This is a genomic window from Mizugakiibacter sediminis, from assembly GCF_000953855.2.
In the GTDB taxonomy this organism is placed as follows: domain Bacteria; phylum Pseudomonadota; class Gammaproteobacteria; order Xanthomonadales; family Rhodanobacteraceae; genus Mizugakiibacter; species Mizugakiibacter sediminis.
The window spans coordinates 1-25,443 of the sequence record NZ_DF970155.1; the positions used below are offsets into that span (position 1 = coordinate 1).

Annotated in this window: 23 protein-coding genes; 9 read left to right on the plus strand and 14 right to left on the minus strand. The window is 73.5% G+C overall.

What is annotated here, in order from left to right; all coding sequences use genetic code 11:
• From MBSD_RS02615 to MBSD_RS02625, 3 genes are all read right to left on the minus strand, one after another.
• A partial coding sequence (locus MBSD_RS02615; protein ID WP_484502472.1) for a primosomal protein N' family DNA-binding protein occupies positions 1 to 522 on the minus strand: 522 nt, incomplete at its 3' end.
• A gap of 401 nt (positions 523 to 923) precedes the next feature.
• Complete coding sequence (locus MBSD_RS02620) at positions 924 to 2,147, minus strand: DUF3667 domain-containing protein (protein WP_062534795.1); 1,224 nt, start codon at positions 2,145 to 2,147, stop codon at positions 924 to 926.
• Complete coding sequence (locus tag MBSD_RS02625) at positions 2,144 to 3,136, minus strand: NAD-dependent epimerase/dehydratase family protein (protein WP_062534797.1); 993 nt, start codon at positions 3,134 to 3,136, stop codon at positions 2,144 to 2,146. Before MBSD_RS02625 ends, MBSD_RS02620 begins: the two co-directional genes overlap by 4 nt.
• A gap of 200 nt (positions 3,137 to 3,336) precedes the next feature.
• Here MBSD_RS02625 and MBSD_RS02630 point away from each other — a divergent pair, with 200 nt between their 5' ends.
• A complete protein-coding gene (locus MBSD_RS02630) occupies positions 3,337 to 4,809 on the plus strand; it encodes an MATE family efflux transporter (RefSeq protein ID WP_082306436.1) in 1,473 nt (490 codons plus the stop codon).
• A gap of 80 nt (positions 4,810 to 4,889) precedes the next feature.
• Positions 4,890 to 6,734: a signal peptide peptidase SppA gene (sppA, locus tag MBSD_RS02635; protein WP_062534799.1), complete on the plus strand. Its 1,845-nt coding sequence runs from the start codon at positions 4,890 to 4,892 to the stop codon at positions 6,732 to 6,734.
• 107 nt (positions 6,735 to 6,841) lie between these two features.
• On the opposite strand, the gene MBSD_RS02640 is transcribed toward sppA, so the two are convergent.
• Positions 6,842 to 7,066, minus strand: a complete 225-nt coding sequence (locus MBSD_RS02640) for a hypothetical protein (protein WP_148667794.1) — start codon at positions 7,064 to 7,066, stop codon at positions 6,842 to 6,844.
• Positions 7,067 to 7,170: 104 nt separating this feature from the next.
• Between MBSD_RS02640 and MBSD_RS02645 the strand changes: the two genes are divergently transcribed.
• The 3 genes from MBSD_RS02645 to MBSD_RS02655 all read left to right on the plus strand — a co-directional run bounded on the left by MBSD_RS02645 (position 7,171) and on the right by MBSD_RS02655 (position 9,992).
• Positions 7,171 to 7,953, plus strand: a complete 783-nt coding sequence (locus MBSD_RS02645) for an SDR family oxidoreductase (RefSeq protein WP_062534803.1) — start codon at positions 7,171 to 7,173, stop codon at positions 7,951 to 7,953.
• A gap of 63 nt (positions 7,954 to 8,016) precedes the next feature.
• Positions 8,017 to 9,483 (plus strand): DNA-3-methyladenine glycosylase 2, encoded by a 1,467-nt coding sequence (locus tag MBSD_RS02650; protein WP_062534805.1) that lies wholly within the window; start codon positions 8,017 to 8,019, stop codon positions 9,481 to 9,483.
• On the plus strand, positions 9,480 to 9,992 hold the full coding sequence (locus tag MBSD_RS02655; RefSeq protein ID WP_062534878.1) for a methylated-DNA--[protein]-cysteine S-methyltransferase: 513 nt from the start codon (positions 9,480 to 9,482) through the stop codon (positions 9,990 to 9,992). The genes MBSD_RS02650 and MBSD_RS02655 overlap by 4 nt, the downstream gene beginning before the upstream one ends.
• Before the next feature lie 162 nt (positions 9,993 to 10,154).
• Here MBSD_RS02655 and MBSD_RS02660 read toward each other — a convergent pair whose 3' ends face one another.
• Positions 10,155 to 10,784, minus strand: a complete 630-nt coding sequence (locus MBSD_RS02660; protein ID WP_062534807.1) for a DUF4124 domain-containing protein — start codon at positions 10,782 to 10,784, stop codon at positions 10,155 to 10,157.
• Positions 10,785 to 10,878: 94 nt separating this feature from the next.
• On the opposite strand from MBSD_RS02660, the gene MBSD_RS02665 reads away from it, so the two are divergent.
• Positions 10,879 to 11,919 (plus strand): threonine aldolase family protein, encoded by a 1,041-nt coding sequence (locus tag MBSD_RS02665; RefSeq protein ID WP_062534808.1) that lies wholly within the window; start codon positions 10,879 to 10,881, stop codon positions 11,917 to 11,919.
• A gap of 16 nt (positions 11,920 to 11,935) precedes the next feature.
• On the opposite strand, the gene MBSD_RS02670 is transcribed toward MBSD_RS02665, so the two are convergent.
• A complete protein-coding gene (locus tag MBSD_RS02670) occupies positions 11,936 to 12,880 on the minus strand; it encodes a DegV family protein (RefSeq protein ID WP_062534810.1) in 945 nt (314 codons plus the stop codon).
• Between the two features lie 112 nt (positions 12,881 to 12,992).
• Positions 12,993 to 13,622, minus strand: a complete 630-nt coding sequence (locus MBSD_RS02675) for a 2-hydroxychromene-2-carboxylate isomerase (RefSeq protein ID WP_062534812.1) — start codon at positions 13,620 to 13,622, stop codon at positions 12,993 to 12,995.
• Positions 13,623 to 13,749: 127 nt separating this feature from the next.
• On the opposite strand from MBSD_RS02675, the gene MBSD_RS02680 reads away from it, so the two are divergent.
• A complete protein-coding gene (locus MBSD_RS02680; RefSeq protein WP_062534814.1) occupies positions 13,750 to 15,468 on the plus strand; it encodes a sensor domain-containing diguanylate cyclase in 1,719 nt (572 codons plus the stop codon).
• 222 nt (positions 15,469 to 15,690) lie between these two features.
• Here MBSD_RS02680 and MBSD_RS02685 read toward each other — a convergent pair whose 3' ends face one another.
• The gene (locus MBSD_RS02685) at positions 15,691 to 18,111 is read right to left on the minus strand and encodes an acyl-CoA dehydrogenase (protein ID WP_082306438.1); all 2,421 of its coding nucleotides are present in this window, start codon (positions 18,109 to 18,111) and stop codon (positions 15,691 to 15,693) included.
• 174 nt (positions 18,112 to 18,285) lie between these two features.
• On the opposite strand from MBSD_RS02685, the gene MBSD_RS02690 reads away from it, so the two are divergent.
• Both MBSD_RS02690 and MBSD_RS02695 read left to right on the plus strand, forming a co-directional pair.
• Positions 18,286 to 19,077 (plus strand): AMP nucleosidase, encoded by a 792-nt coding sequence (locus MBSD_RS02690; RefSeq protein WP_062534882.1) that lies wholly within the window; start codon positions 18,286 to 18,288, stop codon positions 19,075 to 19,077.
• A 64-nt stretch (positions 19,078 to 19,141) separates the two neighbouring features.
• Positions 19,142 to 19,447: a hypothetical protein gene (locus MBSD_RS02695; RefSeq protein WP_062534816.1), complete on the plus strand. Its 306-nt coding sequence runs from the start codon at positions 19,142 to 19,144 to the stop codon at positions 19,445 to 19,447.
• A gap of 99 nt (positions 19,448 to 19,546) precedes the next feature.
• Here the strand turns inward: MBSD_RS02695 and grxD are convergent, their stop codons facing one another.
• From grxD to MBSD_RS02725, 6 genes are all read right to left on the minus strand, one after another.
• Positions 19,547 to 20,473 carry a Grx4 family monothiol glutaredoxin gene (gene grxD / locus MBSD_RS02700; protein WP_062534818.1) on the minus strand — a complete coding sequence of 309 codons (927 nt, stop codon included), beginning with the start codon at positions 20,471 to 20,473 and terminating at the stop codon, positions 19,547 to 19,549.
• A gap of 56 nt (positions 20,474 to 20,529) precedes the next feature.
• The gene (locus MBSD_RS02705) at positions 20,530 to 21,387 is read right to left on the minus strand and encodes a UDP-2,3-diacylglucosamine diphosphatase (RefSeq protein WP_062534820.1); all 858 of its coding nucleotides are present in this window, start codon (positions 21,385 to 21,387) and stop codon (positions 20,530 to 20,532) included.
• Positions 21,388 to 21,458: 71 nt separating this feature from the next.
• On the minus strand, positions 21,459 to 22,079 hold the full coding sequence (locus MBSD_RS02710) for an SGNH/GDSL hydrolase family protein (RefSeq protein ID WP_062534822.1): 621 nt from the start codon (positions 22,077 to 22,079) through the stop codon (positions 21,459 to 21,461).
• Positions 22,072 to 23,331 (minus strand): aminotransferase class I/II-fold pyridoxal phosphate-dependent enzyme, encoded by a 1,260-nt coding sequence (locus MBSD_RS02715; RefSeq protein ID WP_062534824.1) that lies wholly within the window; start codon positions 23,329 to 23,331, stop codon positions 22,072 to 22,074. The genes MBSD_RS02710 and MBSD_RS02715 overlap by 8 nt, the downstream gene beginning before the upstream one ends.
• 112 nt (positions 23,332 to 23,443) lie before the next feature.
• Positions 23,444 to 24,712, minus strand: coding sequence for an EAL and HDOD domain-containing protein (locus MBSD_RS02720; RefSeq protein WP_082306439.1), 1,269 nt, complete (start codon positions 24,710 to 24,712; stop codon positions 23,444 to 23,446).
• Between the two features lie 25 nt (positions 24,713 to 24,737).
• Positions 24,738 to 25,430 (minus strand): flagellar regulator YcgR PilZN domain-containing protein, encoded by a 693-nt coding sequence (locus MBSD_RS02725; protein WP_062534827.1) that lies wholly within the window; start codon positions 25,428 to 25,430, stop codon positions 24,738 to 24,740.
• Positions 25,431 to 25,443: the final 13 nt, after the last annotated feature.

Consider the following 25,443-nt stretch of genomic DNA (forward strand, 5'->3'; position numbering starts at 1 on the left):
GGCGGCGGCCAGCCGGCGCGCGGCGGCGCGCCAGCCGGGGAGCCGCGCATCCAGCGCCGCCGCGGTCAGCGGCGCGGCCGCCAGCGCCTGCAGCAGCGCCGCGCCGGCGCCACGGCGGCTGCGTGCGGCCAGCGCGTCGTGTCCCCGCGCGCTCAGCCGCCAGGTTTCGATGCCCAGCGGCGGCAGCGGCTTCGCTTCGCGCAGCGCCTGCGGCAGCGCGTGCAGGTACACCTCGCCGGGCGCGCCCAGCCAGTAATCCGCGGCCCAGCGAAGGCTGCCCAGCAGCTCCGCGTCCAGCAGCGGTTCCGTGTCCAGCGCCGCGATCGCGCGCTTCAACTGCTCGCGGGGCAGGGTGCTGGCGGTGTCCGTCTCGACCACCACGCCGACCCGCCGCCCGCGCCCGAACGGCACCAGCACGCGGCTGCCCGCCGCCACCGGGCCGCCGCCGGCGGGCGGCAGATAGTCGAACAGCCGGGGCAGCGGCACCGGCAGGGCGACGCGGATGACGGAGGCTCCGCTCATGGACGGCCCGTCGTCCGGCGGTCGGCGCGGATCGGGACGGCACGGCGCGACTTCCCGGCGCAACTTTTCCCGTCGCCGAAAAAGCCGCGGTAAGTGGCCGTCACCGTGCATGATTCACGTTTATCCACAGCGCCTGTGGATAAACCTGTGAGTGAACGGCGGATGAGGGCGTGCCAAACCGCGCCACTGCGCGCGGCGGCACGGCTTGGCGAAAGTTTAGCCAGTCTGAAATATTTGTCGTGAATCAAACACATAGGCCGTACGCCCGGCGCCGCCGCCGATCGCCGCGAGGGACGCGCCGCGCCCGCGTCCGCGCCCGATGATGCTGTGCACAACGCCCCGCGGCCGCCTGTCGCGGGGCGGGCGTCGCGTCCACCGCCGGGGTGCCTGGCGGGCCGCCGTCAGGTCGTGGCCAGGCTGACGATGAACGCCGCCGCCAGCCCGAAGCCGATCAGGACCGAGTAGCAGACGCCGATCACGCAATACTTCAGCACGGTCATGAACCAGCCCTGGCCGTACACCCGCTTCTGCATCAGCAGCAGGTAGAGGAACAGCCAGATCCAGGTCGCCACCGAGGCCGCGTGCAGCGGTCCCCGCAGCCAGGCCGCGTGCACCTGCGCCCAGCCGCCCAGCAGGCCGAACAGCAACAGCAGCAGCATGTCGAGGAAGATGAAGGCGTGGCTGTGCAGCGCCACGATCAGGTGCTCCATGTAGAGCCGGCGCTTGAAGAGGTAGAAGAACTTCAGCAGCACGGCGAACAGCGGCATCACCACGAACAGCGTCTGCGGCAGCACGTTCATCACGCCGAGCATCACCGGCTTCCAGTTGCCCCAGCCGCCGCGCTTCATCTGCTGCACGTTCCGCAGCGCGTGCGCGACCGCGTCGTTGAGGCGCTGGTTGGCGAGATCCGGCAGCCAGCCGATGCGGACGGGATTGCGGACCGGATCCCAGGCGGGGCCGCCGCCGAAGCTGATGGTGATCGGCTCGTCGTCGCGGGGCCGGGGCGCGGCAGCCGGCGCGGCCGGCTCGGGCGGCAGCGGCTCGCCCTTGGCCTTGGCCGCGGCGACCGCGCGCAGGTAGGCGCGGCGCTGTTCGGCCTCGGCGCGCACCTTCGCTTCCGCCGCGGCCAGTCCCGCCGTCGCGCCGGGCACGTTGCCCACCGTGCGCTGCGCTTCGCGGATGCCCTTCAGCGCCGCCTGCTCGTCGCGATCGAGGTCCTCCAGGCTGGTCGCCTGGGCGATGGCGTCGGTGCGCTTGGTCTCGGCGCCGTCGAACTTCACGGTGCCCATGTCGCTGGCCGCCAGCGTCCATTGGATCGCCAGGAAGGCGAGGATGCTGAGGAAGAAATACAGGCGTACCGGCGTGACGTAGCGCTGGCGGCGGCCGGCGAAGTATTCGCGGGTGAGGTAACCCGGGCGCAGCAGCAGCGGTCCGATCGTGCGCAGGATGCGCGAGTCGATGTTGAAGACCGTGTCGACCAGGTCGGCGAGCAGGCCGGACAGCGGCCGCACCATGCCGCGCACCGGCTGGCCGCAGCTGTAGCAGTATGGGCCGCTCAGCGGCGTGCCGCAGTTGGCGCAGCCGTGCGCGGCGGGCGTGGCGGGCGGTGGGTTCGGCGTGTTCATGTCGGATGCAGGAGCCCCTGGCTGCGCAGCCAGGCGACGGTGTCGCGCACCAGCGCCGGCAGCGGCGTGTGATGGTAACCGAGGGCGGCGATCGCCTTGCGGTCGTCGACCTGCAGGCGCTGGCAGGCGATGGCGACGCCGTCGCGGCTGATCGGCGGCTCGCGGCCGCTGATCAGCGCCAGCGCCTCGCCGAGGCAGGCATGGGCCATCAGCAGGCCGCGCGGCAGGGTGCGCTTCGGCGGCGGGCGGCGCAGCTCGCGGGCGATCAGCGTGGCCAGTTCGAGGAAACTGGCGTGCACGCCGCCGAGCAGGTAGCACTCGCCGCTGGCGCCATAGGCGGCCGCGGCGAGGTGGGCGCGCGCCACCGCGCGCACGTCGGCGAAGCAGCCGATGCCCGGCGGCACGCCGGGCAGCCGGCCTTGGTCGATCAGCAGCACCACCCGCGCCCAGTTGTGGCGGTCGCCGGGGCCGAGGACATGCGCCGGTTGCAGCACCACCGCCTCGATGCCGCCATGGCCGGCCGCCTCCAGCACCAGCTTCTCGGCCTGCGCCTTGCTGCGCGCATAGGCGACCGGTTCGCGCAGCGCGCCGCGCGGCAGCGCCTCGAAGATCGCCTGCCGTTCCACCTGTCCGTAGACGGCGACGCTGGAGGTGTAGACGAAACGCTTCACGCCGGCGCGCCGCGCGAGCTGCAGCAGGGTGCGCGTGCCTTCCACGTTGGTGCGCTGCTGCGCGGCGGTGCGGCGCCGCCACAGCGTGGTGTCGGCGGCGAGGTGGAAGATCACGTCCGGCGCCGGCCGCAGCGCCGCGGCCAGGCTCTTGGTGTCGCACAGGTCGCCTGCGACCACGTCGACGCCGCTGGCGCGCAGGCGCTCGACGCTGACCGGCGAACGCGCCAGCGCGCGCACGGACACGCCGGAGGCGTCGAGCGCGCGCACCACGTGGCCGCCGAGGAAACCGCCCGCACCGGTGACGAACGCGCGCCGCATCTGCCGTCGCTCCGCATCCCCTGGTGATTGTCGCGCCGCGCGCGCTCCGTCCCGCGCTGCCCGCGGCGCGGGATCCGTCGCGTGCAGGCGGCGCGGCGACGGTAGCCGAGCCGGGCCCCCTCGCGTCAAGGGGCGGCCGCGCGGATTCCCCGCGATCCGCACGTCTCCTAGAATGGAGAGCCGCAACCGAAACTGCCCGCATGCCCCTGATCCGTGTGGACCGCGCACGCGCCGTGCGCGAGGTCGGCGCGACCGTGCGCCTGGCGCTGCCGCTGATCGCCGCGCAGCTCTCCGCGGTCGGCATGAACGTGGTCGACGCGGTGTTGTCCGGCCATCTCGGCGCGCACACGCAGGCGGCGGTGACCACCGGCGCCGGCGTGTGGTCGCTGGCGATCATCAGCGCGATCGGCACGATGATGGCGGTGGCGCCGTCGGTGGCGCAGCTCGACGGCGCCGGCCGCCGCCACGAGATCGGCGCGCTGTTCCGCCAGGCGCTGTGGATCGCCGCCGGCCTCGGCGCGCTGCTGTGGCTCGGCGTGCGCAGCGCCTCGCCGCTGCTGGAAGTGATCGGCGTGGTGCCGACGCTGCGCGCCGACGTCGACGCGTTCCTGCACGCCGTCAGCTGGGGCGCGCCGGCGCTGGCCGCCTACTTCGCGCTGCGCGGGCTGTCCGAAGGCCTGTCGCTGACGCGGCCGTCGATGTACTTCAGCTTCGGCGGCCTCCTCGTGCTGGTGCCGCTCGGCTACGTGCTGATGTACGGCCGGCTGGGCGTGCCGGCGCTGGGCGCGCGCGGCAGCGGCATCGCCACCGCCGCCGTGCTGTGGCTGGAGATGCTCGGCTTCGCCGTCTACGTGGCGCGCCACCGCAACTATCGCGCGCTCGGCCTGTTCGCGCACTTCGAGTGGCCGCGCCCGCGCGTGATCGCCGAGCTGCTCGGCATCGGCCTGCCGATGGCGGTGACGTTGATGATGGAAGGCGGCCTGTTCGTCGCCGTCGCGCTGGCGATCGCCACGCTGGGCGAGGCGGTGACGGCCGCGCACCAGATCGCGCTGAACGTCGCCTCGGTCGCGTTCATGGTGCCGCTGGGGCTGGCGCTGGCGATCACCGTGCGCGTGGGCCACGCGGTCGGCCGCGGCGACGGCGACGGCATGCGCTATGCCGGCTTCTGCGGCATCGCGCTGGCGATGGCCGTGCAGGTGGTCGCCTGCGGCCTGATGCTCGGCGTGCCGCACGGCATCGCCCGGCTGTACACCAACGACCCGGTGGTGATCGGCCTCGCCGTGCAACTGCTGACGCTGGCCGGGCTGTTCCAGTTCTCCGACGGCATCCAGGTGGCCTCCAACGGCGCGCTGCGCGGCCTGAAGGACACGCGCGTGCCGATGCTGATCACCGGCATCGCCTACTGGGGCATCGGCATGCCGGTCGGCTGGTGGCTGGCGTTCCGCGCCGGCTACGGCGCGCGCGGCATGTGGACCGGGCTGATCGCCGGCCTGACCATGGCGGCGCTGATGCTGTTCGCGCGCTTCCGCCGGCTGGCGCGCTCGCGCACCTGGGACGCGCTGCCGGCGCCGCCCGCCGCGCGTGACGCCCGCGGCGCGAGCGGCTACGCTGGTCGCCTGCCCGCCGACGCGACGGCCGGCGCCGTGCGCAAGGCCGTGCCGCCGCCCGCCTGAACCCGCGGCGCGGCGCGCGGTCCGATGCGGGCGGCGCGCGCCGCGGTCGGCAAACGAACGTTACCCAGGAGTGGTCGGTCATGACGGAGCGTGGCTCCAGCGGTTTCCTCGGCGTCCTGCGCGCGCTGTGGCGCGGCCTCGACTTCACCCGGCGGCTGGTGCTGAACCTGGTGTTCTTCGTGCTGCTGCTCGGCTTCCTTGCCGTGGTGATGCGCAGCGCGCCGCGCGTCGAGCCGGACAGCGTGCTGGTGCTGAAGCCGGAGGGCATGCTGGTCGAGCAGTACAGCATCGACCCCATGGAGCGCGCGCTGGCGCGCCTCGGCGGCGACACCCCGAAGCAGGTGCAGGTGCGCGACCTGGTCGGCGCGATCGACGCCGCCGCGCGCGATCCGCGCATCAAGCGCATCCTGTTGCAGCCGGACGAACTCGCCGCCGGCGGCTTCGCCGCGCTGCGCGAGGTCGGCGCGGCGCTCGACCGCTTCCGCGCCGGCGGCAAGCAGGTGATCGCCTGGGCCGGCGGCTACACGCAGAGCCAGTACTACCTCGCCGCGCACGCCGACCGCGTGCTGCTGGATCCGGAAGGCGGCGTGCTGCTGCAGGGCCTGGCCAGCTACCGCAACTACTACCGCGAGCTGCTCGACCGGCTCGGCGTCGACGTGCACCTGTTCCGCGTCGGCGAGTTCAAGTCGGCCGCCGAGCCGTTCATCCTCAACCAGGCCTCGCCGGAGGCGAAGGAGGCGGACAGCTACTGGCTGGGCGGCCTGTGGGACACCTATCTCGACGAGGTCGCGCAGCGGCGCAGGCTCGATCCGGCCGCGCTGCGCGCGACGGTCGCGCAACTGCCGCAGGAGATCGCCGCGGCGCAGGGCGATCTCGCGGCGCTGGCATTGAGGCTGAAGTTGGTCGATGGCCTGGCCACGCATGCGGAGCTTTCGGCGATGCTGCGCCGCGAGGGCGCGCCGGACCGCGACGGCCACGGCTTCCGCCACGTCGCCTTCGACGACTATCTCGCCTCGCTGCGCGCGCAGGCGCTGGAGATCGGCAAGCCGCGCGTGGCGGTGGTGGTGGCGGAAGGCGAGATCGTCGGCGGCAAGCAGCCGCCGGGCATGGTCGGCGGCGATTCCACCGCCGCGCTGCTGCGCCAGGCGCGCGAGGACCGCAACGTCAAGGCGGTGGTGCTGCGCGTCGACTCGCCGGGCGGCGAGGTCTACGCCGCCGAGCAGATCCGCCGCGAGGTCGCGCTGACGCGCGCCGCCGGCAAGCCGGTGATCGTCTCGATGGGCGACGTCGCCGCCAGCGGCGGCTACTGGATCGCGATGAACGCCGACCGCATCCTCGCCGAGCCGAACACGATCACCGGCTCGATCGGCATCTTCGGCCTGTTCTTCAACGTGCCGGACACGCTGGCCAAGATCGGCGTGCACACCGACGGCGTCGGCACCTCGCCGTGGGCGGGCGCGTTCGACGTGCGCCGGCCGCTGGATCCGGCGGTCGGCCAGGTGATCCAGAGCGTGATCGACAAGGGCTACCGCGACTTCACCGGCAAGGTGGCGGCGGCGCGCGGCACCACCGTCGAGGCGATCGACGCGGTGGCGCGCGGCCGCGTATGGACCGGCAAGCAGGCGCTGCAGCGCGGCCTGGTCGACCAGCTGGGCGGCCTCGACGACGCGGTAAGGCTGGCCGCCGAGCGCGCCAAGCTCGGCCGCGATTACGCGGTCAGCTACGTCGAACGGCCGCTCGGCGCGCTCGACCGCTTCCTGCTCGACTTCAGCCAGAGCACGCTGGCGTCGTGGGTGCGCGCGAGCGGCGTCGCGCTGCCGCACTGGCTGGTCGCGGCGCCGCGGCTGGCACCGGAGCTGGCGCTGTTCCGCCATGCGCGCGCCGGCATGCCGCAGGTGTACGCGTACTGCTTCTGCACGCCGTAGGGCGGAAACGGCGCGGTTGTTCCCGCGGTCGCGGCGAGCGCCGGGTCTCCCGCCGTGGCATGCGTGGGCGCGGCGGTACGCGGCGGAAGCGCAGCGGCGCTTCCGCCCTACTGCGACTGCTGGTCGATGGCGGCGTCCGTCTGCGCTTTCTGCTGCTCGAGCTGCTGCTGCACCTGTTTGGCGCGGTCGCGCGCCTTCAGCGCGTCGTCGAACGGCGTGGCGACGCGCGCCGGTTTCGGCGCGTCCTGCGCGACCGGCTTCGGCGGGCGGTCGCAGGCGGCCAGCGCGAGCGCGGCCAATGCGCATACGGCCAGGGCGACGGTGCGGGCCATGGGTCACCTCCTGCACGCGAGTGTCGCGCGCCGGCGCGGCCTGCGCCAGCGCGGCGCGCGCATCGTGTAAGCTCCGCCGCAATTCGCCGCCGCGGAGGTGACGCATGCACGCACAGATGGATCGCTGGCGCCTGGACGGGCAGGTCGCGCTGGTCACCGGCGCGAGCAAGGGCATCGGCCTGGCCTGCGCGCGCGAGCTGACCGCGCTCGGCGCGGACGTGCTGATGGTCGCGCGCGACGAAGCTCACCTCGAAGCGGCGTGCGAGGAGCTGGCCGAGGAATTCCCGCAGCGCGAGCCGCGCGCGTTCGCCGCGGATCTCTCGCAGCAGGAAGACCGCCTCGACGTGTTCGACTGGATCGCCGACCTCGGCGTGTCGCTGTCGCTGCTGGTCAACAACGTCGGCGGCAACGTGCGCAAGCCGACGCTGGACTACGCCGAGGCGGAATACCGCGCGCTGATCGAGACGAACCTGATCTCCGCGTTCGAGATGTGCCGGCTCGCGCATCCGCACCTGGTGCAGCACGCGAACGCGGCGATCGTCAACGTCGGTTCGGTGTCCGGCGCGACGCACGTGCGCACCGGCTCGCCGTACGGCATGACCAAGGCCGCGCTGCATCAATTGACGCGCAACCTGGCCTGCGAATGGGCGGAGGACGGCATCCGCGTCAACGCGGTCGCGCCGTGGTACATCCGCACGCAGCGCACCGAGCCGACGCTCGCCGATCCCGACTACCTCGAGGAAGTGCTGGAGCGCACGCCGATGCGGCGCATCGGCGAACCGCACGAGGTCGCCGCGGCCGTCGCCTTCCTGTGCCTGCCGGCGTCCTCCTACGTCACCGGCGAGATCATCGCCGTCGACGGCGGCTTCCTGCGCTACGGTTTCTGAGCGCCGCGCATCCATGGCCGAAAGCGGCGAGTCCGGCCGCCGTCGCGCTGCTAGGCTGCGCGCATGGCCGACGCGCGTTTCCTGCCGCCCCATCTCGACGCGAAGCTCTGCGAGCAGGCGCGGCTGACGCGCGATCCGCGTTTCGACGGCCTGTTCTTCGTCGCCGTCACCTCGACGCGCATCTTCTGCCGGCCGGTGTGCCCGGCGCCGTCGCCGAAACCGCGCCACGTCGTCTATTACCCGAGCGCGGCGGCCGCGGCGGCGGCCGGTTTCCGCCCCTGCCTGCGCTGCCGCCCGGAACTGGCGCCCGGCGCGTCCGCCTGGCGCGGCGGCGACGCGCTGGTGGCGAGCGCGCTGCGCCTGATCGAGGACGGTCTGCTGGACGAAGCCCCGGTCGCGGCGCTGGCTGCGCGCGTCGGCGTCGGCGAACGCCATCTGCGCCGGCTGTTCGCCGAACAGCTCGGCGCGGGGCCGCTCGCGGTCGCGGCGACGCGGCGCCTGCTCGCCGCGAAGAAGCTGCTGCACGAGACGCGCCTGCCGGTCGGCGCGGTCGCGCACGCCGCCGGCTACGCCAGCCTGCGCCGGTTCAACGCCGCGTTCCGCGACGCCTACGGCATCGCGCCGCGCGAGTTGCGCCGCGGCCGCGCGCTGCCGGCGGATGCGGGCGAATTGCGCCTGCGCCTGCCGTATCGGCCGCCGTACGATTTCGCCGGCCTGCAGGCGTTCTTCGCGCGCCGCGCGATCCCCGGCGTGGAGGCCGTCGACGAAACGGCCTACCGCCGCGTGTTCATGCACGGCGGCGTGCCCGGCTGGTTCGAGGTGAGCGCGCTGGCGGACGCGCCGGCGCTGCTGCTGCGCGTGCGCCATCCGCAGCCGGCCGCGCTGCTCGCCGTGGCGACGCGCGTGCGCCGCATGTTCGATCTCGACGCCGACGCCGGCGCGATCGCCGCCCACCTCGGCCGCAGTGCCACGCTGCGCCCGCTGCTGCGCCGGCATGCGGGCGTGCGCGTGCCCGGCTGCTGGGACGGTTTCGAGGTCGCGGTGCGCGCCGTGCTCGGCCAGCAGGTCAGCGTGGCGGCGGCGCGCACGCTGGCGTCGCGGCTGGTCGAACGCTACGGCACGCGGCTCGACGCGGACGCCGCGCAAGGTCTGCACGCGCTGTTCCCGTCGCCGGCCGTGCTCGCCGACGCCGACCCGACCGCGATCGGCGTGACGCGCGCGCGCGCCGAAACGATCCGCCGGCTGGCGCGCGCGGTCGCCAGCGGCGAAGTGGACTTCCGCGCCGAGCAGGGCCTGCCGGCGTTCGTCGAGGCGTGGAGCGCGCTGCCCGGCATCGGCGCCTGGACCGCGCACTACGTCGCGCTGCGCGCGCTCGGCCATCCCGACGCGTTTCCCGCCGCCGACCTGGTGCTGCGCAAGGTCGCCGGCGGCGGCGCGCCGCTCGCCACGCGCGCGCTGCAGGCGCTGGCGGAGGACTGGCGGCCGTGGCGCGCCTACGCGACCATGCTGCTGTGGCGCGGCGCGGGATGAGCGCGATGTACTTCGACTATTGCGAGACGCCGATCGGCCCGCTGCTGCTCGCCGCCGACGAGCGCGGCGCGCTGACCCACGTCGACCTGCCGCACGAGCGGCGTCCGACCGCGCCGCGGCCGGAGTGGCGGTGCGCGCCGCCGCGCTTGGCCGAGGCGCGGCGCCAGCTCGAGGCCTATTTCGCCGGCACGCTGACCGTGTTCGAGCTGCCGCTGGCGCCGCGCGGCACCGCGTTCCAGCGACAGGTGTGGACGGCGCTGTGCGAGGTGCCGTACGGCGCGATCGTCGGCTACGCCGAGATCGCGCGCCGCATCGGCCGCCCCGCCGCGGTGCGCGCGGTCGGCGCGGCGAACGGCGCCAACCCGATCGCGATCGTCGTGCCCTGCCACCGCGTGATCGGCAGCGACGGCAGCCTGACCGGCTACGGCGGCGGCCTGCCGGTGAAGCGCTTCCTGCTCGAGCACGAACGCCGCCACGCGCCGGCGCCGCCGCTGGTGCTGCAGGGCTGACGCGGCGAGCGAAAAATTCCGCGTCGGAAGTCAAGAGGCGGCGGCACGCGAGGTTGTCCACAGCGCCTGTGGACAACCCTTGGGAAAACGCTGTGCATGATCGCGCGCAAGCCTTGTCGCCGTTGCGCTTGCAGCAGTTTGGCGAAAGTTTGACCGGCCGCCTCAGCAGCCGTCGAGCTGCGCGCGCAGCTCCGCCTCGCGCCGCTCCAGCGGCGGCCTGTCGCTGGGAAAGGCGCTGCGCAGCTTGCGATGGTTGTCGTCGTAGCGGCGCTGCACTTCGCGGCAGATTTCCTCGTGCGTGGCCGGCCGGCAGGCGTCCTGCACCCAGGTGTAGCCGCCGGCGAGGGGCGAGCGCACGACCGGCGGATGGCGGTTCGCTTCCGGCGCGGAGGGCTGCACCATCGCGCCGAGCCCGCGTCCCGGATAGCCGAGCACGCCGAGCGGCGCGAGGTAGGGCGCCGGTTGCGGCGTGTCGCTGAGGTAGGTCTTCTGCGGATCGCTGGCCTGCGCGCAGACGTACAGCGACGGCAGCGGCGCCGGCTGCGCGCGCGCCGGCGCCGGCGGCGCGCTCGGGGCGTCTTCGGCCGACGGCGCGGGCGTCGTCGCCGCCGGCGCGCCGGCATCGTCTTCCAGCCGCAGCGCCTGCTGCCGCTGACCGGACGCGCACGGCCGATCCTGGTAGGCGACGCGTCCCTGCGCGTCGGTGCAGCGATAGGCCTGCTGCGCGTGCGCGGCGCTGCCGATCGCGGCGAGCAGCAGCAGGGCGAAGCAGCGGTGCAGGGCAAGGCGCATGGCAACCTCCGCGGCGCCGGCATTGTACGTCCGGGCCTTGCGTGCCGCGCGCGGCCGTGCACATGCTTGCGCGTCTCGCCGCCGGGAACGCGCCATGTCCGCACGCATCGTCGATCTGTTCAGCGACACCAAGACCCGCCCGACCGCGGCGATGCGCGCGGCGATGGCCGCCGCCGAGGTCGGCGACGAGCGCGCCGGCGAGGACCCCACCGTCAACGCGCTCGTCGAGCGCTGCGCCGCGCTGCTCGGCAAGGAGGCGGCGCTGTACCTGCCGTCCGGCACGATGTGCAACGAGATCGCGCTGGCCGTGCACTGCCGGCCCGGCGACGAGGTGCTGTGCGACGCCACCGCGCACATCGTCGGCTTCGAGGGCGGCGGTCCGGCCGCGCTGGCCGGGGTGATGCTGAACACGATCGCCGGCCGCCGCGGCATCTTCGACGCCGCGCAGTTGCAGGCGAAGCTGCGCGCGGACAACCCGCAGGCGCCGCGCCAGCGCCTGCTCGAGGTCGAGCAGACCTCCAACCTCGGCGGCGGCGCGGTGTGGCCGCTGGCGACGCTGCGCGCGGTCGCCGCCACCGCGCGCGCGGCCGGCCTCGCCGCGCACATGGACGGCGCGCGGCTGTTCAACGCGGTCGTCGCCTGCGGCGTGTCCGCGGCGGAGTACGCCCGCGACTTCGACAGCGTGTGGGTGGACTTCAGCAAGGGCCTCGGCGCGCCCGGCGGCGCGGTGCTGGTCGGCACGCGCGCGTTCGTCGCCGAGGCGCGGCGCTGGCAGTACCGCATCGGCGGCGCGATGCGCCAGAGCGGCATCATCGCCGCGGCCTGCCTGTACGCGCTCGATCATCACGTCGAGCGCCTGGCCGAGGACCACGCCCACGCGCGCCGGCTGGCGGAAGGGCTGGCGGCGCTGCCCGGCGTCGTCATCGACCCGGCGACGGTGGAGACCAACCTGGTCTACTTCGAAGTCGCCGATCCGCGCTTCGACGCCGCCGCGCTGGCGGCCGCCACGCTGGCGCGCGGCGTGCGCCTGTGCCCGATGGGCCCGCGCCTGCTGCGCGCGGTGACCCATCTCGACGTCGGCGCGCAGGACATCGACACCGCGCTGGCCGCGCTCGCCGACGTGCTGCGCGGCTGAGGCCGCGCGCCGGCGCTCAGAACGCCGGCGTGTGCTCCGGCGCGGCGAAGCCGAGCGACAGCGCGCCGGCGCCGATGTTGACCATGCCGGTGATGCTCATCGGACTGACGAACGTCTCCACGCCGCACTCGGCGCAGGTGTGCATCAGCCCGGCATAGCCCGGCAGCGCTTCCAGCTCGGCGAGGTCGCCGCCGTAGCTCAGGCACAGCGTCGGCGTCAGCAGGCCCGCGCGCACGCGCGCGGCGGCGTAGTCGAACAGCTTCTCGGCGGCGTGCTCGAAGCCGCGCGGCTTGGCCAGCGGGCGCGTCTCGCCGCGGTAGCAGTGCAGCAGCGGCTTCACGTCCAGCGCGGTGCCCAGCGTCGCGCTCAGCCAGCCGACGCTGCGGTCGCCCTTCTTCTGCGCGCGCGCCCGCATGTGGTGGAGGTCGCGGGGGATGGCGAAGCCGTAGGTGTTCTGCGCCAGCGATTCCAGTCGTTCGCGGATCTTCGCCGGGCTGTCGCCGGCCTCGATCATGCGCGCCGCCTCCACCGCGGTGACGCCCTGCGCGGCGAACAGGTTCTGCGTGTCGATCACGCGCAGCAGGAACGGGCCGCCGACGCCCGCCGCGGCGCGCACCGCCTTGTAGTCCTTCAGGATCGCGAAGCTGGCGCGGGTGGCGTTGTCGAAGATCGGGCTGCGCGTCGAGGTGACGGTCAGGCAGAACACGAAGTCGTAGTCGATCACCAGCCGCGACAGGAACAGTTCGCGGATCTGCTCGACGCTGTAGGGCGCGGTTTCCGCGTCGTGGCTGCGTTCGGCGAGGTGCTCGCGGAGGAAGCGCGCGGTCTCGTCCGGATCGCGCGTGTCGCTGAGCGTCTGTCCGCCGACCTGGATGGCGATCGGCAGGATGCCGATGCCGCGCGCCTCGAAGTAGGCGTGCGGCAGGTCGCAGGTCGAATCCACCACGACACCGATGCGCATGCTCGCCCTCTCCCCTTGTGGCTTTGCGCCGGGAATCTAGCACTGCGCGTGCCGAAACCCGGTTGCGGCGCCGCATCGATGCGATTTTTCACATCGCCGCGGCGCAGGCGTCTCAGCGCGCGCGTTCCGCGCCGACCGGCAGCGTCGCCAGGCGGCGGTAAGGCCCGTCTTCGAAGCGCTGCGGCCGCTGCAGCCAGTCCTCCAGCATCGGCGTGGCGTCGTTGCCCCAGAACAGTTCGTCGCCGGCGCGCACGGTCGGCACGCCGAACACGCCGGCGGCGACCGCCTCCTCGGTGTTGGCGCGCAGCGCGGCCTTGACCGCCGGATCGGCGATCGCGGCGGCGGCGTCCGCGATGCCGAGCGCGCGCGCGGGTTCGGCGAGCTGCGCCGCATCCTCGCCCGCCTGCCCGCGGCCCCACAGGTGCGCGAAGATCGTCTCCACCGCGTTCCAGCCGCCGCCCGCGGCGAGACACAGCCGCAGCGCCGCCAGCGGATTGAATGGGTGCGCCGGCGGGAACGCGAACGGCACCCCGGCGCGCTCGGCCTGCCATTGCACGAAGCGATAGGTGAAGGCGCGCTTGGCGGGGATTTCCGCCGGCCCCAGCATGGCGTTGGCCTTGAGCAGGGCGCCCAGCACCACCGGCACGGGCTCGATCGCCAGCCGCGCGCGCAGCGGTCCGAGGCGCGCCAGTTGCAGGTAGGCGAAGGGCGAGACGAAGTCGAAGTACCAGCGGACCTGCATCGTTGAACTCCGGAAGCGCGGCGGGGCCGCGGGCCGCCTGGCGACGGATCGCCGCAGGCGGCGCGAAATGGCTATGCTGTGCGCGCAGCAGCCAGGGCGCATAGTATCCCGTCGACGGGGGGCGAACATGGGCGATCCGTGGACACGGCGATTCGCGGCGGCGGCGCTGATGCTGCTGCTGGCCGCGGCCGCGCGCGCGGCGCCTGCGCCGCCGTCGTCGATCGCGACGCTGCCGAAGGAAGCCGGTTCGCCGCCGGCGGCGGCGGTGATCGCCGGCGCCTACGCCGACGCCTTCCGCCCGCTGGCGCAGCCGTTGCTGCGCGGCGACGACGCGCGCGCGGTCTGGTACCGCGTGCAGCTCGGCGCCGACTGGTCCGCCGCCGGCGCGCCGCTGCTGGTCGTCTCCGGCGCCGTGCGCACCGGCCTGGTCGTGTATCTGCCGCCGGGTTACGTCGCGCGCGCGGTGACGCCCTACGATGCCGGCCTCGATCCGCGCTTCTCGCGCCAGGCGCTGGTATTCGAGCTGCCGCGCAACCTGCGCGCGCAACAACCGATATACCTGCGCGTCGGCGCGCCGGCGCAGAGCCAGCCGCTGCGCGTGTGCATCGCCGACTACGACACCTACCAGGCCGAGGACCTCGACCATGTGCGCATCAGCACGGCGATATCCGCCGCGCAGGCGGCGATGCTGGCGGTGATCCTGTGCTTCTGGATCGTGCTGCGCGACCGCGTGTTCCTGTATTTCCTCGGCTACGCCGGCTTCCAGGTGGTCTACCAGATGGCCGCTTCCGGCGAACTGTACGCGCTGCCCGGCGCCGGCGCGCTGGCGCCGCTGGGCTATCACCCGGGACAGTTCGCCGCGCTGATGGCGGCGCTGCTGTCGATCAACTTCATCATCGAGTTCGCCGACCTGCGCCGCGCCGTGCCGCGGCTGGCGCGCCTGCTCGGCTGGGCGCGCTGGCCCTACGCCGCGCTGGCGCTGGCGCTGTGGCTGCCGCCGCTGCATCCGGACGCGTGGCTGCCCAACACGGCCAACGGCCTGCTGGCGATCACCACGCCGCTGGCGCTGCTGGCGGCGTGGCGCGCCTGGCGGCGCGGCAGCCGCCAGGCCGGCTTCTTCCTGATCTCCTGGCTGCCGCTGCTGGCGCTGACCGTGCTGCGCGTGCTGCAACTGATCGTCGGCCTGCCGCTGCCCGCCTGGTTGGCCTACGGTTTCCCGTTCAGCATGGCCTATGCGGCGGTGGTGATCACCGTCGGCCTCGCCGACCGCACGCTGCAGGCGCGGCGCGAGCGCGACCAGGCGCACCGCCTGGCCGAGTACGACCCGCTGACCGGCGTGCTGAACCGCCGCGCCGTGCTGACGCGCCTGCGCGTCGCCTACGCCGACGCGCGCCAGTCGCGGCGGCCGCTCGGCCTGCTGTTCCTCGACCTCGACCACTTCAAGCGCATCAACGACACCCATGGCCACGCCGCCGGCGACGACTGCCTGATCGCCGTGGCCGGCGCGATCCAGGCGGAACTGCGCGAGCTCGACTGGCTGGGCCGCTACGGCGGCGAGGAATTCCTGGTGGTGCTGCCGGACGCGGCGGCGCTGACCGCGCGCATCGTCGCCGAACGCATCCGCCTGCGCGCGACGGAGCTGCGCGTCGCCGCCGACGGCGAGGAGCTGCATCTCACCGTGAGCATCGGCATCGCCCTGCTCGACGACGCCACGCCGACGCCGGAGGCGCTGATCGAGCACGCCGACATCGCGCTCTACCGCGCCAAGGCGCAGGGCCGCAACCGCGTCGTGCAGTACCTGCCCGGCGAGGTGATCGACGCCGCCACGCTGGCGCGGCACGGCTGAGCGCGTGACGTCTGCGCAAGGATTGTTGGACGCGGATCCCTGAGGTCTTGTCCGCGCGAATCCGTGTCAAAGAATCTCTGCGCGCATCGCACTGCGCGTCCGCTACGATGGCGAGGGCAATTGGGTGGACACGGATCGACGCGGCTACAGGAAGGCATGTCCGCGCTCATCCGCGGCAAAGATATCGCCGCCCTCGGCGTGCCAGGCGCCTGCCTGGCGGGGTCAGCGCAATTGCCGGTAGACCTGCGGATCGAAGGCGTCGACCTGCACCACCAGGTCGCGCGCGTCGCGGGCTTCGTTCAGCAGCTCGTATTCCTCGGCGGTGATCACGCCGGCGGCGAGGCCGAGATCGTCGAGCATGTGGCCGGGCGCGCGCTCCAGGCGGCCTACGCGCACGGCGTCGCGCAGCTTGGTCTCGATCGGCAGCGCGCGCACCGCCTTGTCCAGCGCGGCCTCGAGCTGGCCGAGGCCGACCTCGTCCGGCGGCGGCACGAAGATGTCCTCGGTGAGGTGCAGGCGCGCCTCGCGGTCTTCCAGGATCGCGCGCGCGGCGCGCCGGCCGAGCTTGTCCGAAGGCGGCCGGAAGCGCGCGCCCAGCGGGAACACGATGCGCCGCGCCAGCCACGCCGCCGGCCGCGACGGCAGGTTGTCCAGCACGCCGGTCAGCGCTTCCTGCACGCGGTACAGGCACAGCGCCACGCCCCAGCGCGCCAGGTCGTAATTGGAGGCGATCTTCGGCTCGTCGTGGTAGCGCTTCAGCGCGGCGGAGGCGAGATACAGATAGGCGAGCGCGTCGGCGAGCCGCCCGGACAGCTTCTCGCGCCGCTTCAGCGCGCCGCCCAGCGTGCCCATCGCCAGGTCGGAGACGAAGGCGAACGCGGAGGAGAGCCGCGTCAGGTGCTGGTAGAAGCGGCCGAGGTCCGGCGTCGCCGGCCGCGGCGCCAGCCGGCTGCCGGTCAGCGCCAGCAGCCAGGCGCGCAGCGCGCGCGTGAACACGAAGTTGACGTGGCCGAAGATCGCGCGGTCGAAGCGCCCGAGGTCGCGCGCAGCCACCGCCTCGATCTCGTGCTGCACGAACGGATGGCAGCGGATCGCGCCCTGCCCGTAGACGATCATCGAGCGCGTGAGGATGTTGGCGCCCTCGACGGTGATGCCGATCGGCACGGCCATCCACATGCGCGAAAGGCTGTTGCGCGGGCCGCGCTGGATCGCCGCGCCGGCGCGGATGTCCATCGCGTCCGCCACCACCTGGCGCATGCTTTCGGTGAGATAGGCCTTGACGATCGAGCCCAGCACCGCCGGCTTTTCGCCGGCGTCCAGCGCGCCGCAGGTCAGCGTGCGCGCGGCGCTCATCAGGTAGGTCAGGCCGGCGATGCGCGCCAGCGGCTCCTCGATGCCCTCGAAGCGGCCGATCGGCGTGTCGAACTGCTCGCGCACGGTGGCGTAGGCGCCGCAGATGCGCGTCGACATCTGCGCCGCGCCCACCGCCAGCGCCGGCAGCGAGATCGAACGGCCGGCGGCGAGGCACTCCATCAGCATGCGCCAGCCGCGGCCGATGCCGTCCTTGCCGCCGATGATCGCGTCCAGCGGCACGAACACGTCGCGGCCGACGATCGGGCCGTTCTGGAACGGCACGCCCATCGGATCGTGGCGCTGGCCGATCTCGATGCCCGGCAGGTTGCGCGGAATCAGCGCGCAGGTGATGCCGAGGTCCTCCTTGTCGCCGAGCAGGCCGTGCGGGTCCTTCATGCGGAAGGCGAGGCCGATCAGCGTCGCCACCGGCGCCAGCGTGATGTAGCGCTTGTGCCAGTTGAGGCGCAGGCCGAGCACCTGCCGGCCTTCCCACACGCCGCGCTCGACGACGCCTTCCGACTGCGTGGCGGCGGCGTCGGAGCCGGCTTCGGGGCCAGTCAGCGCGAAGCAGGGGATCTCCTCGCCGCGGGCCAGGCGCGGCAGGTAACGGTCCTTCTGCTGCTCGGTGCCGTAGTGCAGCAGCAGCTCGGCCGGACCCAGCGAGTTCGGCACCATCACCGTCACCGCCGCGGCGATCGAACGGCTGGCGATGCGCGTGACCACGCGCGAGTGCGCGATCTCGGAGAACTCCAGCCCGCCGTAGCGCTGCGGGATGATCATGCCGAAGAAGCGCTCGCGCTTGAGGAAGTCCCACACCTCCGGCGGCAGGTCGCGGTCCTGCTCGATCTGCCAGTCGTCGAGGCGGCGGCACAGCTCGGCGACCGGGCCGTCGAGGAACGCCTGCTCGCGTTCGTCGGGCGGCTTGCAGGGGAAGTCGAGCAGCTTGCGCCAGTCCGGCGCGCCGGAGAACAGCGCGCCGTCCCACCACACCGTGCCGGCCTCGAGGGCGATGCGCTCGGTGTCGCCGAGCCGCGGCAGCACGCGCGCCATCAGCCGCATCAGCGCGCCGGACACCAGCAGGCGGCGCAACGGCGCGAAGCCGGCGACCAGCGCCAGCGCCAGATAGACGGCGGCGACGGCGTGGAACAGCAGCGGATGGGCGACGCCGCGCCAGAGCCAGCTCAGCAGCAGCACGCCGACGGCGACCACCCAGGCGGCGTAGCCGCGGCCGAGGAAACCGAGCGCGAGCAGGGCGACGAGCGCGAGGACGATACCGGCGGCGAGCAGCATGGTTCCTCTCCTTGGCGCGGGGTCCGCGGACATTGTGCATGGCCGCGATGGACGCCGCACGCGCGGCGGCCGTTCCCGCTACACTGGCGCCGCCTGCAGTGCATGGATCCCGCCGGCGTGGCGTCGCCGGTCACGCGTCCGCCGGCGCGCGGACGCACGCTTCGCGTCCCGTCCATGAAAGACAAGCACGAGATCGTCAGCAACTGGCTGCCGCGCTATACCGGCACCCCCGCGGAAGCCTTCGGCCAGCACGTGCTGCTGACCAACTTCGGCAATTACGTCGAACTGTTCGCCGCCTGGCACGGCGTCGAGGTGCGCGGCCGCGACCGGCCGATGCCGAACGCCACCGCCGACGGCATCACCATGATCCACTACGGCATGGGCAGCCCCAACGCCGCCACCGTGATGGACCTGCTGAGCGCGGTGTGCCCGCGCGCCTGCCTGTTCCTCGGCAAATGCGGCGGCCTGAAGAAGAAGAACAAGCTGGGCGACCTGATCCTGCCGATCGCCGCGATCCGCGGCGAGGGCACCAGCAACGACTACCTGCTGCCGGAGGTGCCGGCGCTGCCGGCGTTCCAGTTGCAGCGCGCGGTCTCCACCATGATCCGCGACCTCGGCCACGACTACTGGACCGGCACGGTGTACACCACCAACCGCCGCGTCTGGGAGCACGACGACGCGTTCAAGGCCTACCTGCGCAGGACGCGCTGCATGGCGATCGACATGGAGACGGCGACGATCTTCGCCGCCGGCTTCGCCAACGGCATCCCGTCCGGCGCGCTGCTGCTGGTGTCCGACCAGCCGATGATCCCGGAAGGCGTCAAGACCGAGGCCAGCGACCGCGCGGTCACCGAGAATTTCGTCGAGGCGCACATCAAGATCGGCATCGAGGCGCTGAAGCTGGTGCGCCGGCACGGGCGCAGCGTCAAGCACCTGCGCTTCGAGGAGGACCTCGACGCGGATTGAGGGAACCGCAGCAAGCCGCCGTCGCCGCGCCGCGGCGGCGGCCGACGCGACGGGGGGAGGGGACATGAAGCGATGGATCACGACGACCGCGCTCGGCGCCGCCCTCGCCGGCTGCGCCAGCGCGCCGCCGCAGGCTCCCGGCACGGTGACCGATGCCGATGCCGCCGCGGTGAGCGCGTGCCGCTACCTCGGCGAGGTCGGCGGCACGCCGCGCTGGACCGGCGCCGCCGCCGCGTTCGCCGACCAGCACGCGCGCCAGCAAGCGCGCGCGCAGGCCGCCCGGCTCGGCGCCACCCACGTCGTCTGGACCGGCGTCTACAACACCTCGACGCTTTCCGTGCGCGGCAAGGCGTACCGCTGCCCCGGCTGATTCGGGGCGGCGATGCCCGCGGAGTGCGTCGGCTTTCGCTCCGCGCAACCCGACCTGCGCGATTGCCCGTATCTGCTTTTCCCGGGTTTCAAGTCCCGCTCAATACCGCGGCACCGACGGATCGATCCGCGCCGACCAGGCGTCGATGCCGCCTTCGACGTTGTAGACCTCGGTGAAGCCGTGCGCGGCGAAGCGCTCGGCGACGCTGCGGCTGGAGTTGCCGTGGTGGCAGAGGAAGGCCAGCGGCGTGTCCTTGGGCAGCGCGGCCAGCGCCTCGTAGCCTTCCTCCTCGAGGATGCGCACGCCGGCGGCCGGGAACGCGGCGATGGCGCGCGCCGGTGCCGGGCGCACGTCGACCAGGGTGACGCTGCGCGCGTTCAGGCGGCGCTGCAGCTCGGCCACGTCCATCGGCTTGACGCCGCCGGCGCCGGGGAAGCTGAGCGACAGGCCGGCGCCCTGCATCGTCTCCACCCAGTCGATCCTGATGCCGCGCGCGCGCTGCGCGCTGCCCGGATCGAAGTGCACCTCGATGCCGTTGGCGACGACCACGATGTCGTGCTCGCCGGCCGGCGCCAGCTGGAAACCGGCGCTGTGGTCGGGGCCGATCTCGAGATGCAGCGCCAGGCCGTCGGCGTCGGCGGTGCCGGCGCGGATCGCTTCGGCGGCCGCGTCGGTGATGGTGATTTCCGGCGGCGTGCGGTCCGGCGGCGCGGCGCCGAACAGCGCGTGCAGCTCGCCGCTGGCGTACATCGCGCGCACGATGTCGGCGCCGCCGACCAGCTCGCCCTCGACGTACAACTGCGGGATCGTCGGCCAGTTGCCGTAGGCCTTGATGCCCTCGCGGATCTCCGGATCCTCCAGCACGTTGACCGTGTGGTAGTCCGCCAGCACCTCGTTCAGCACGTTGGCGGCGGCGGCGGAGAAGCCGCACTGCGGCTGCAGGCGCGTGCCCTTCATGAACAACACGACACGGTGCTGCTTGAGCACGGTCTCGATGCGGGCGCGGACGGCGGGGTCGAGGGACATGGCGGAATCCGGGGCGGAAGGGCCGCCATTGTACCGCGCGGGCCCGCGCGCCGCGCTCAGGCCGCCGGCCGCAGCCCGGAGAGGCTGCGCCGCACGCGCGCCAGCGGCGCGAAGGCGAGCGCGGCGGCGGGCGAGGGCAGCACCAGCTCGCGGCTGGCGCGACCGAGCGCGGTCTGCTGCTCGCTCCAGTGCACCAGCTCCATCGCGCCGGCCGCGTCCTCCACCAGCGCCGTGCAGTGCTCGACCCAGTCGCCGTCGTTGAGGTAGAGCGCGCCGTCGATCGCGCGCACGTGGCCGAAGTGGATGTGGCCGCAGATGTGGCCGTCGTAGCCGCCGTCGCGCGCAGCGGCGGCGACGCGCGCCTCGAAGGCGCGGATGTAGGCCAGCGCCCTGCCGACGTGCGACTTCACCACGATCGACAGCGGCAGGTAGGGCAGGTCGAGGCGCCGGCGCAGCGCGTTGAAGCCGCGATTGGTCCAGCACAGCGCGCGTCGCATCGCCTCGCCGAGTTGCAGCACCCAGGCGCGGCCGAGGTGCTCGGGGTCGTATTCGTCGCCGTGGCTGACGCGGTAGCGGCGGCCGTCGGCGCCGACGTGCACGGCGTCCAGCGCGATCTCGATGCCGCCGAGGCGCTGGCCGGCGAGGCCGCGCAGCGGCGCGTCGTGGTTGCCGGGAATGTAGACGACGCGCGTGCCGCGCGCGGCGAGATCGAGCAGCTCGGCCAGCACGGCGCCGTGGTCGGGATGCCACCACGGCCGCCGCGCCAGCGCCTCCAGATCGACGATGTCGCCGACCAGGTACAACTGCTCGCAGCGCAGGCGGCGCAGGAAATCGAGCAGGTAGCCGGCCTTGCAGTCCGGCGTGCCGAGATGCACGTCGGAGATGAACACGCTGCGGCAGCGGAACGGAGCCATGCGGCGCTTCCCCGGTTCGACCGGGGCGCCAGTGTCGCCGCGTCAGGTCACCGCCGGATGGCGGCCAGGTTTCAGCGCGGTTGCGCCAGCGCGCGCCGCGCCGCCGGCAGGATGCGCTCGACCCAGCGCGCGTACTGCGCGGCCGAGGGATGCAGGCCGTCGGCGGCGAGCATCGCCGCGCTGTCGCCGCGGTCGCGCGAGAGGTCGGTGACGTCGAGCCAGACCGCGCCCTGCGTCGCCGCCTCGGCGCGGTTGACCGCGTTGAAGGCGTCGATCGCCGCGGCGATCGCGGCGGCGTCGCGGCCCTGCGCGCGCGCGAACGGCGTCACGCCCCAGTCGGGAATCGACACCACCAGCGCGCGCCGCGCGTCGCCGCCGGCCAGCGCGATCGCGCGCGCCAGCAGCGCGCGGAATTCGCCGCGGTATGCGTCGAGATCGCGGCCGCGGTACTGGTTGTTGACGCCGATCAGCAGCGTGACCAGCGCGTAGGGCGGGGCGAACGCGGCGGCGTCCATCGCCGCGGCCAGCTCGTCGGTGGTCCAGCCGGTGGTGGCGACGATCTCGGGGTCGGCGACGGCGAAACCTTCTGCGCGCAGGCGCGCGGCGAGCTGCATCGGCCAGCGGCCGACGGGCTCGACGCCTTCGCCGATGGTGTAGGAGTCGCCCAGCGCGAGCAGGCGCGGCTCAGCCATGCGCGGCGCGGCGCGCGGACCGCGCCCCCTGCTCGTCGGCCGCGCGTGCCAGCACGCGCTCGATGCGCACGCACACCTCGGCGAGTTCGTGCGGCTGCGGCAAGAGGGTCAGGCGCAGATGCCGGCTGCCGGCGAGGTTGAAGCTCGAGCCCGGCACCAGCAGCACGCCTTCCTCTTCCAGCAGGCGCAGCGCGAACGCGCCGTCGTCGAACGCCGGCAGCGCGTCCGCGCGCACCGACGGGAACGCGTACAGCGCGCCCTGCGGCGCCACCAGCTCGAGGAAACGACTGGCGGCGACGCCGTCCAGCACGGCCTGCCGCGCCGCGTGCAGGCGACCGCCCGCTGCGGTCAGCGCGCCGATGGTGTCGGGGCCCTCGAGCGCCGGCCGCACCGCCCATTGCGCCGGCATGTTGCCGCACAGGCGCAGCGCGGCCAGCAGGCGCAGCGCGTCGTGCAGCGCGGCGACGCGCGCGCCGCTGCCGGACAGCGTCATCCAGCCGACGCGGTAGCCGCAGGCGCGGTGCACCTTGGACAGGCCGCCGAAGGAAAGGCACGGCAACTCGCCGGCCAGCGGCGCCAGCGGCGCGAACGCGGGGCCGTCGTAGAGGATGCCGTCGTAGATCTCGTCGCCGAGCAGCAGCAGGCGGTGGCGCGCGGCCACTTCGACGATGCGCTGCAGCAGCGCGCGCGGGTACACCGCGCCGGTGGGATTGTTCGGATTGATCAGCACCAGCGCGCGCGTGCGCGGCGTGACCAGCGCCGCGATCTCGTCCGCGTCCGGCAGATGGCCGCGCGCGGCCGGGCAGGCGTAGTAGCGCGGGCGGCCGCCGTTGAGGATCGTCGCCGCGCTCCATAGCGGATAATCCGGGCTGGGCAGCAGCACCTCGTCGCCGGGTTCGAGCAGCGCGCGCAACGAGAGGTCGATCAGCTCGCTGACGCCGTTGCCGACGAACACGCGTTCGACATCGATGCCGGCGACGCCGCGCGCGCGCTGCTGCGCCGCGATCGCCTCGCGCGCTTCCTCCAGGCCCAGCTCGTGGCCGTAGCCTTCGCTGTCGGCGAGATGCGCGGCGACCGCCGCGGCGAGGTGCGCCGGCGTGCGGAATCCGAAGCGCGCCGGATTGCCGATGTTGAGCTTGAGGATCGCGCGGCCCTGCGCCTCCAGTTCGCGCGCGCGCAGCGCCAACGCGCCGCGGATTTCATAGCGCACCTCGGCGAGGCGCGCGCTGGGAACAATGCGGTGACCGTCCATGCCGGCTCCAGGCGAAACGCCGCGATGCTAGCAGAGACGTGCGCGCGGAATCCGGCACCGCGCCGGCACAAAGCGGCGCCGGCGCGGGCGCGGCCCGGCGGCGCCCGCCGGCTCAGGCCGCGGCGGCCTGCGCGCCGGCGAAACCGTAGACCTGCTCGGCCCACTCCACCGCGGACAGGTAGGCGTGGGCCAGGCGCTCGGCGTGTGCGCCGCCCTCGGCGAGGCGGTCCCATTCGGCGCGCTCGCAGGCCAGCGCTTCGTCCAGCAGCGGCGCCAGCGGACCTTCGCCGCGCTGCACCGCCGCGCGCACTTCCTCGGGCAGCGGCAGCTTGTCGAACAGCGTCTCCATCGGCGCGTTCATCAGCGCGTCCAGCAGCGAGAACAGGCCGACGGTGAAGGCCATCTCCTGGCGCTCGCGCGACATGCGCGCGGCCAGCTGCTCGCACATGCGCGCGCGCACCAGCGCCGTCTTCAGCAGCTCCGCCGGGCGGTCCTCGAGACCGGCCAGCGCCAGCATGCGCACCCAGCCGCGCACGCGGCCGAGACCGAGATAGACGATCGCGTGCAGGATCGACTTCACCTTGATCGGCAGCGCGAAGTAGGCCGAGTTGACCAGGCGCAGCAGCTTGTAGCTCAGCACGGCGTCGTTGCGGATCACCGCGTCCAGCTCGTCCGGGCCGGTGGCGGGGTTCTCGATCGCCGCCAGCAGGCGCATCACGTTGATGCGGCTCTCGCCCAGCGTGGCCTCGGCGACGTTCTCCGGGCGCAGCAGGTAGTAGCCCTGGAAGTAGTCGAAGCCGAGCGCCAGGCAGCGCTCGTACTGCTCGCGCGTCTGCACCTTCTCCGCGACCAGCTTGAGCGGATGGCGGCGCAGCCGCTGCACCGTCGCCGCCAGGCTCTCGGCGTCGTGCGCCAGCACGTCGAGCTTGACCATGTGCGCCAGCCCCAGCAGCGCCTCCAACGCCGGGCCGCCGTCGCCGAAGGCGAAGTCGTCCAGCACGATGGTGTAGCCGCGCCCGGCCAGCGTGCGCACCGCCTCGACCAGCTCGGCGTCGAACTTCTGGCCCTCGAGGATCTCCAGCCCGACCTGCTTGCCGGAACTCGGCAGGTGCTGGTGATTCAGCAGCAGGTTGCGGGTGAGGTTGACGAAGGCCAGGCTTTCGCCGACCAGGCGCTTGATGCCGAAGTCGACGAACGCGTGCAGCAGCACGCGCGCGGTGGCGGCGTCGCGGTTGGTGATGCGCGCTTCCCGGTCCTCCGCCTGCGCGCGGAACAGCAGCTCGTAACCCAGCAGCTTCTGCTCGCGGTCGAGGATCGGCTGGCGCGCGACCAGCATGACGGGGGCGGCGGGAGCGGCAGGGGCGGCGTTCGGTTGCGGCATGGCGGCGGTCTTCCGTGGTGCGGGTTCATGGGGACGTCTGGCGGCGCGCGCGCAGCAGGCGGCGTTGCAGCAGCGCGGTGAAGCGCCCGAGCAGACGCTGTTGTTCGTGGCCGAGGCCGGCGAAGCTGGCGCCGACGCTGCACGCGCCCGGCGCCGACGGCTCGCAACGCACGCTGCGGATCTCCAGCATCGCTTCCAGCGTGCCCACCGGCAGATCGATCGCGCAGCGCATGCAGGCGCCGGGCGCGGGCGCGTCCGCGGTGCGCATGCCGAGCGCGACGCCTTCGATGGAGATGTCGACCAGGCTGGCGCGGCGCGGCTCGCCCGCGTCGGCGTGCAGGCGCGCGCCGATCGCATAGGCGGCCGGCACGCGCGTGCGGTAGGCGCGGCGGCGCTGGCGGTAGTCGAGCTCGCGCGGCAGCGCGAGGCGGTAGGCGTCGTCCCCGACCGCGTCGATGCGCGTGCGGAAGCGCAGTTCGATGCCCTGCAGGCGCGTGACCACGTGCAGCGGCAGGCCGGGCGCGGCGCGGCGGTGGCCGTCGGCGGGGTGCAGCGCATCCGCCAGCAGCTGCCGGCGCGCGGCGTCGAGGCCGAGCAGCAGGCTGCCGAACGGCGCGCCCGCTTCCGGCAGGAACACGGACAGCGGCGTGCGTTCGGCGATCAGTCTCGTCAGCATCGCCTGGATTTCGTGGCCGGCGGTGATCACGGTCGGCGGCATCCGGCAGCCGGCC

Excerpts from the sequence above, each read along its gene's own strand:
- MBSD_RS02620 (WP_062534795.1), bottom strand. The coding sequence starts at position 2,147 with ATGAACACGCCGAACCCACCGCCCGCCACGCCCGCCGCGCACGGCTGC.
- MBSD_RS02625 (WP_062534797.1), bottom strand. The coding sequence starts at position 3,136 with ATGCGGCGCGCGTTCGTCACCGGTGCGGGCGGTTTCCTCGGCGGCCAC.
- MBSD_RS02630 (WP_082306436.1), top strand. The coding sequence starts at position 3,337 with ATGCCCCTGATCCGTGTGGACCGCGCACGCGCCGTGCGCGAGGTCGGC.
- sppA (WP_062534799.1), top strand. The coding sequence starts at position 4,890 with ATGACGGAGCGTGGCTCCAGCGGTTTCCTCGGCGTCCTGCGCGCGCTG.
- MBSD_RS02640 (WP_148667794.1), bottom strand. The coding sequence starts at position 7,066 with ATGGCCCGCACCGTCGCCCTGGCCGTATGCGCATTGGCCGCGCTCGCG.
- MBSD_RS02645 (WP_062534803.1), top strand. The coding sequence starts at position 7,171 with ATGCACGCACAGATGGATCGCTGGCGCCTGGACGGGCAGGTCGCGCTG.
- MBSD_RS02650 (WP_062534805.1), top strand. The coding sequence starts at position 8,017 with ATGGCCGACGCGCGTTTCCTGCCGCCCCATCTCGACGCGAAGCTCTGC.
- MBSD_RS02655 (WP_062534878.1), top strand. The coding sequence starts at position 9,480 with ATGAGCGCGATGTACTTCGACTATTGCGAGACGCCGATCGGCCCGCTG.
- MBSD_RS02660 (WP_062534807.1), bottom strand. The coding sequence starts at position 10,784 with ATGCGCCTTGCCCTGCACCGCTGCTTCGCCCTGCTGCTGCTCGCCGCG.
- MBSD_RS02665 (WP_062534808.1), top strand. The coding sequence starts at position 10,879 with ATGTCCGCACGCATCGTCGATCTGTTCAGCGACACCAAGACCCGCCCG.
- MBSD_RS02670 (WP_062534810.1), bottom strand. The coding sequence starts at position 12,880 with ATGCGCATCGGTGTCGTGGTGGATTCGACCTGCGACCTGCCGCACGCC.
- MBSD_RS02675 (WP_062534812.1), bottom strand. The coding sequence starts at position 13,622 with ATGCAGGTCCGCTGGTACTTCGACTTCGTCTCGCCCTTCGCCTACCTG.
- MBSD_RS02680 (WP_062534814.1), top strand. The coding sequence starts at position 13,750 with ATGGGCGATCCGTGGACACGGCGATTCGCGGCGGCGGCGCTGATGCTG.
- MBSD_RS02685 (WP_082306438.1), bottom strand. The coding sequence starts at position 18,111 with ATGCTGCTCGCCGCCGGTATCGTCCTCGCGCTCGTCGCCCTGCTCGCG.
- MBSD_RS02690 (WP_062534882.1), top strand. The coding sequence starts at position 18,286 with ATGAAAGACAAGCACGAGATCGTCAGCAACTGGCTGCCGCGCTATACC.
- MBSD_RS02695 (WP_062534816.1), top strand. The coding sequence starts at position 19,142 with ATGAAGCGATGGATCACGACGACCGCGCTCGGCGCCGCCCTCGCCGGC.
- grxD (WP_062534818.1), bottom strand. The coding sequence starts at position 20,473 with ATGTCCCTCGACCCCGCCGTCCGCGCCCGCATCGAGACCGTGCTCAAG.
- MBSD_RS02705 (WP_062534820.1), bottom strand. The coding sequence starts at position 21,387 with ATGGCTCCGTTCCGCTGCCGCAGCGTGTTCATCTCCGACGTGCATCTC.
- MBSD_RS02710 (WP_062534822.1), bottom strand. The coding sequence starts at position 22,079 with ATGGCTGAGCCGCGCCTGCTCGCGCTGGGCGACTCCTACACCATCGGC.
- MBSD_RS02715 (WP_062534824.1), bottom strand. The coding sequence starts at position 23,331 with ATGGACGGTCACCGCATTGTTCCCAGCGCGCGCCTCGCCGAGGTGCGC.
- MBSD_RS02720 (WP_082306439.1), bottom strand. The coding sequence starts at position 24,712 with ATGCCGCAACCGAACGCCGCCCCTGCCGCTCCCGCCGCCCCCGTCATG.
- MBSD_RS02725 (WP_062534827.1), bottom strand. The coding sequence starts at position 25,430 with ATGCCGCCGACCGTGATCACCGCCGGCCACGAAATCCAGGCGATGCTG.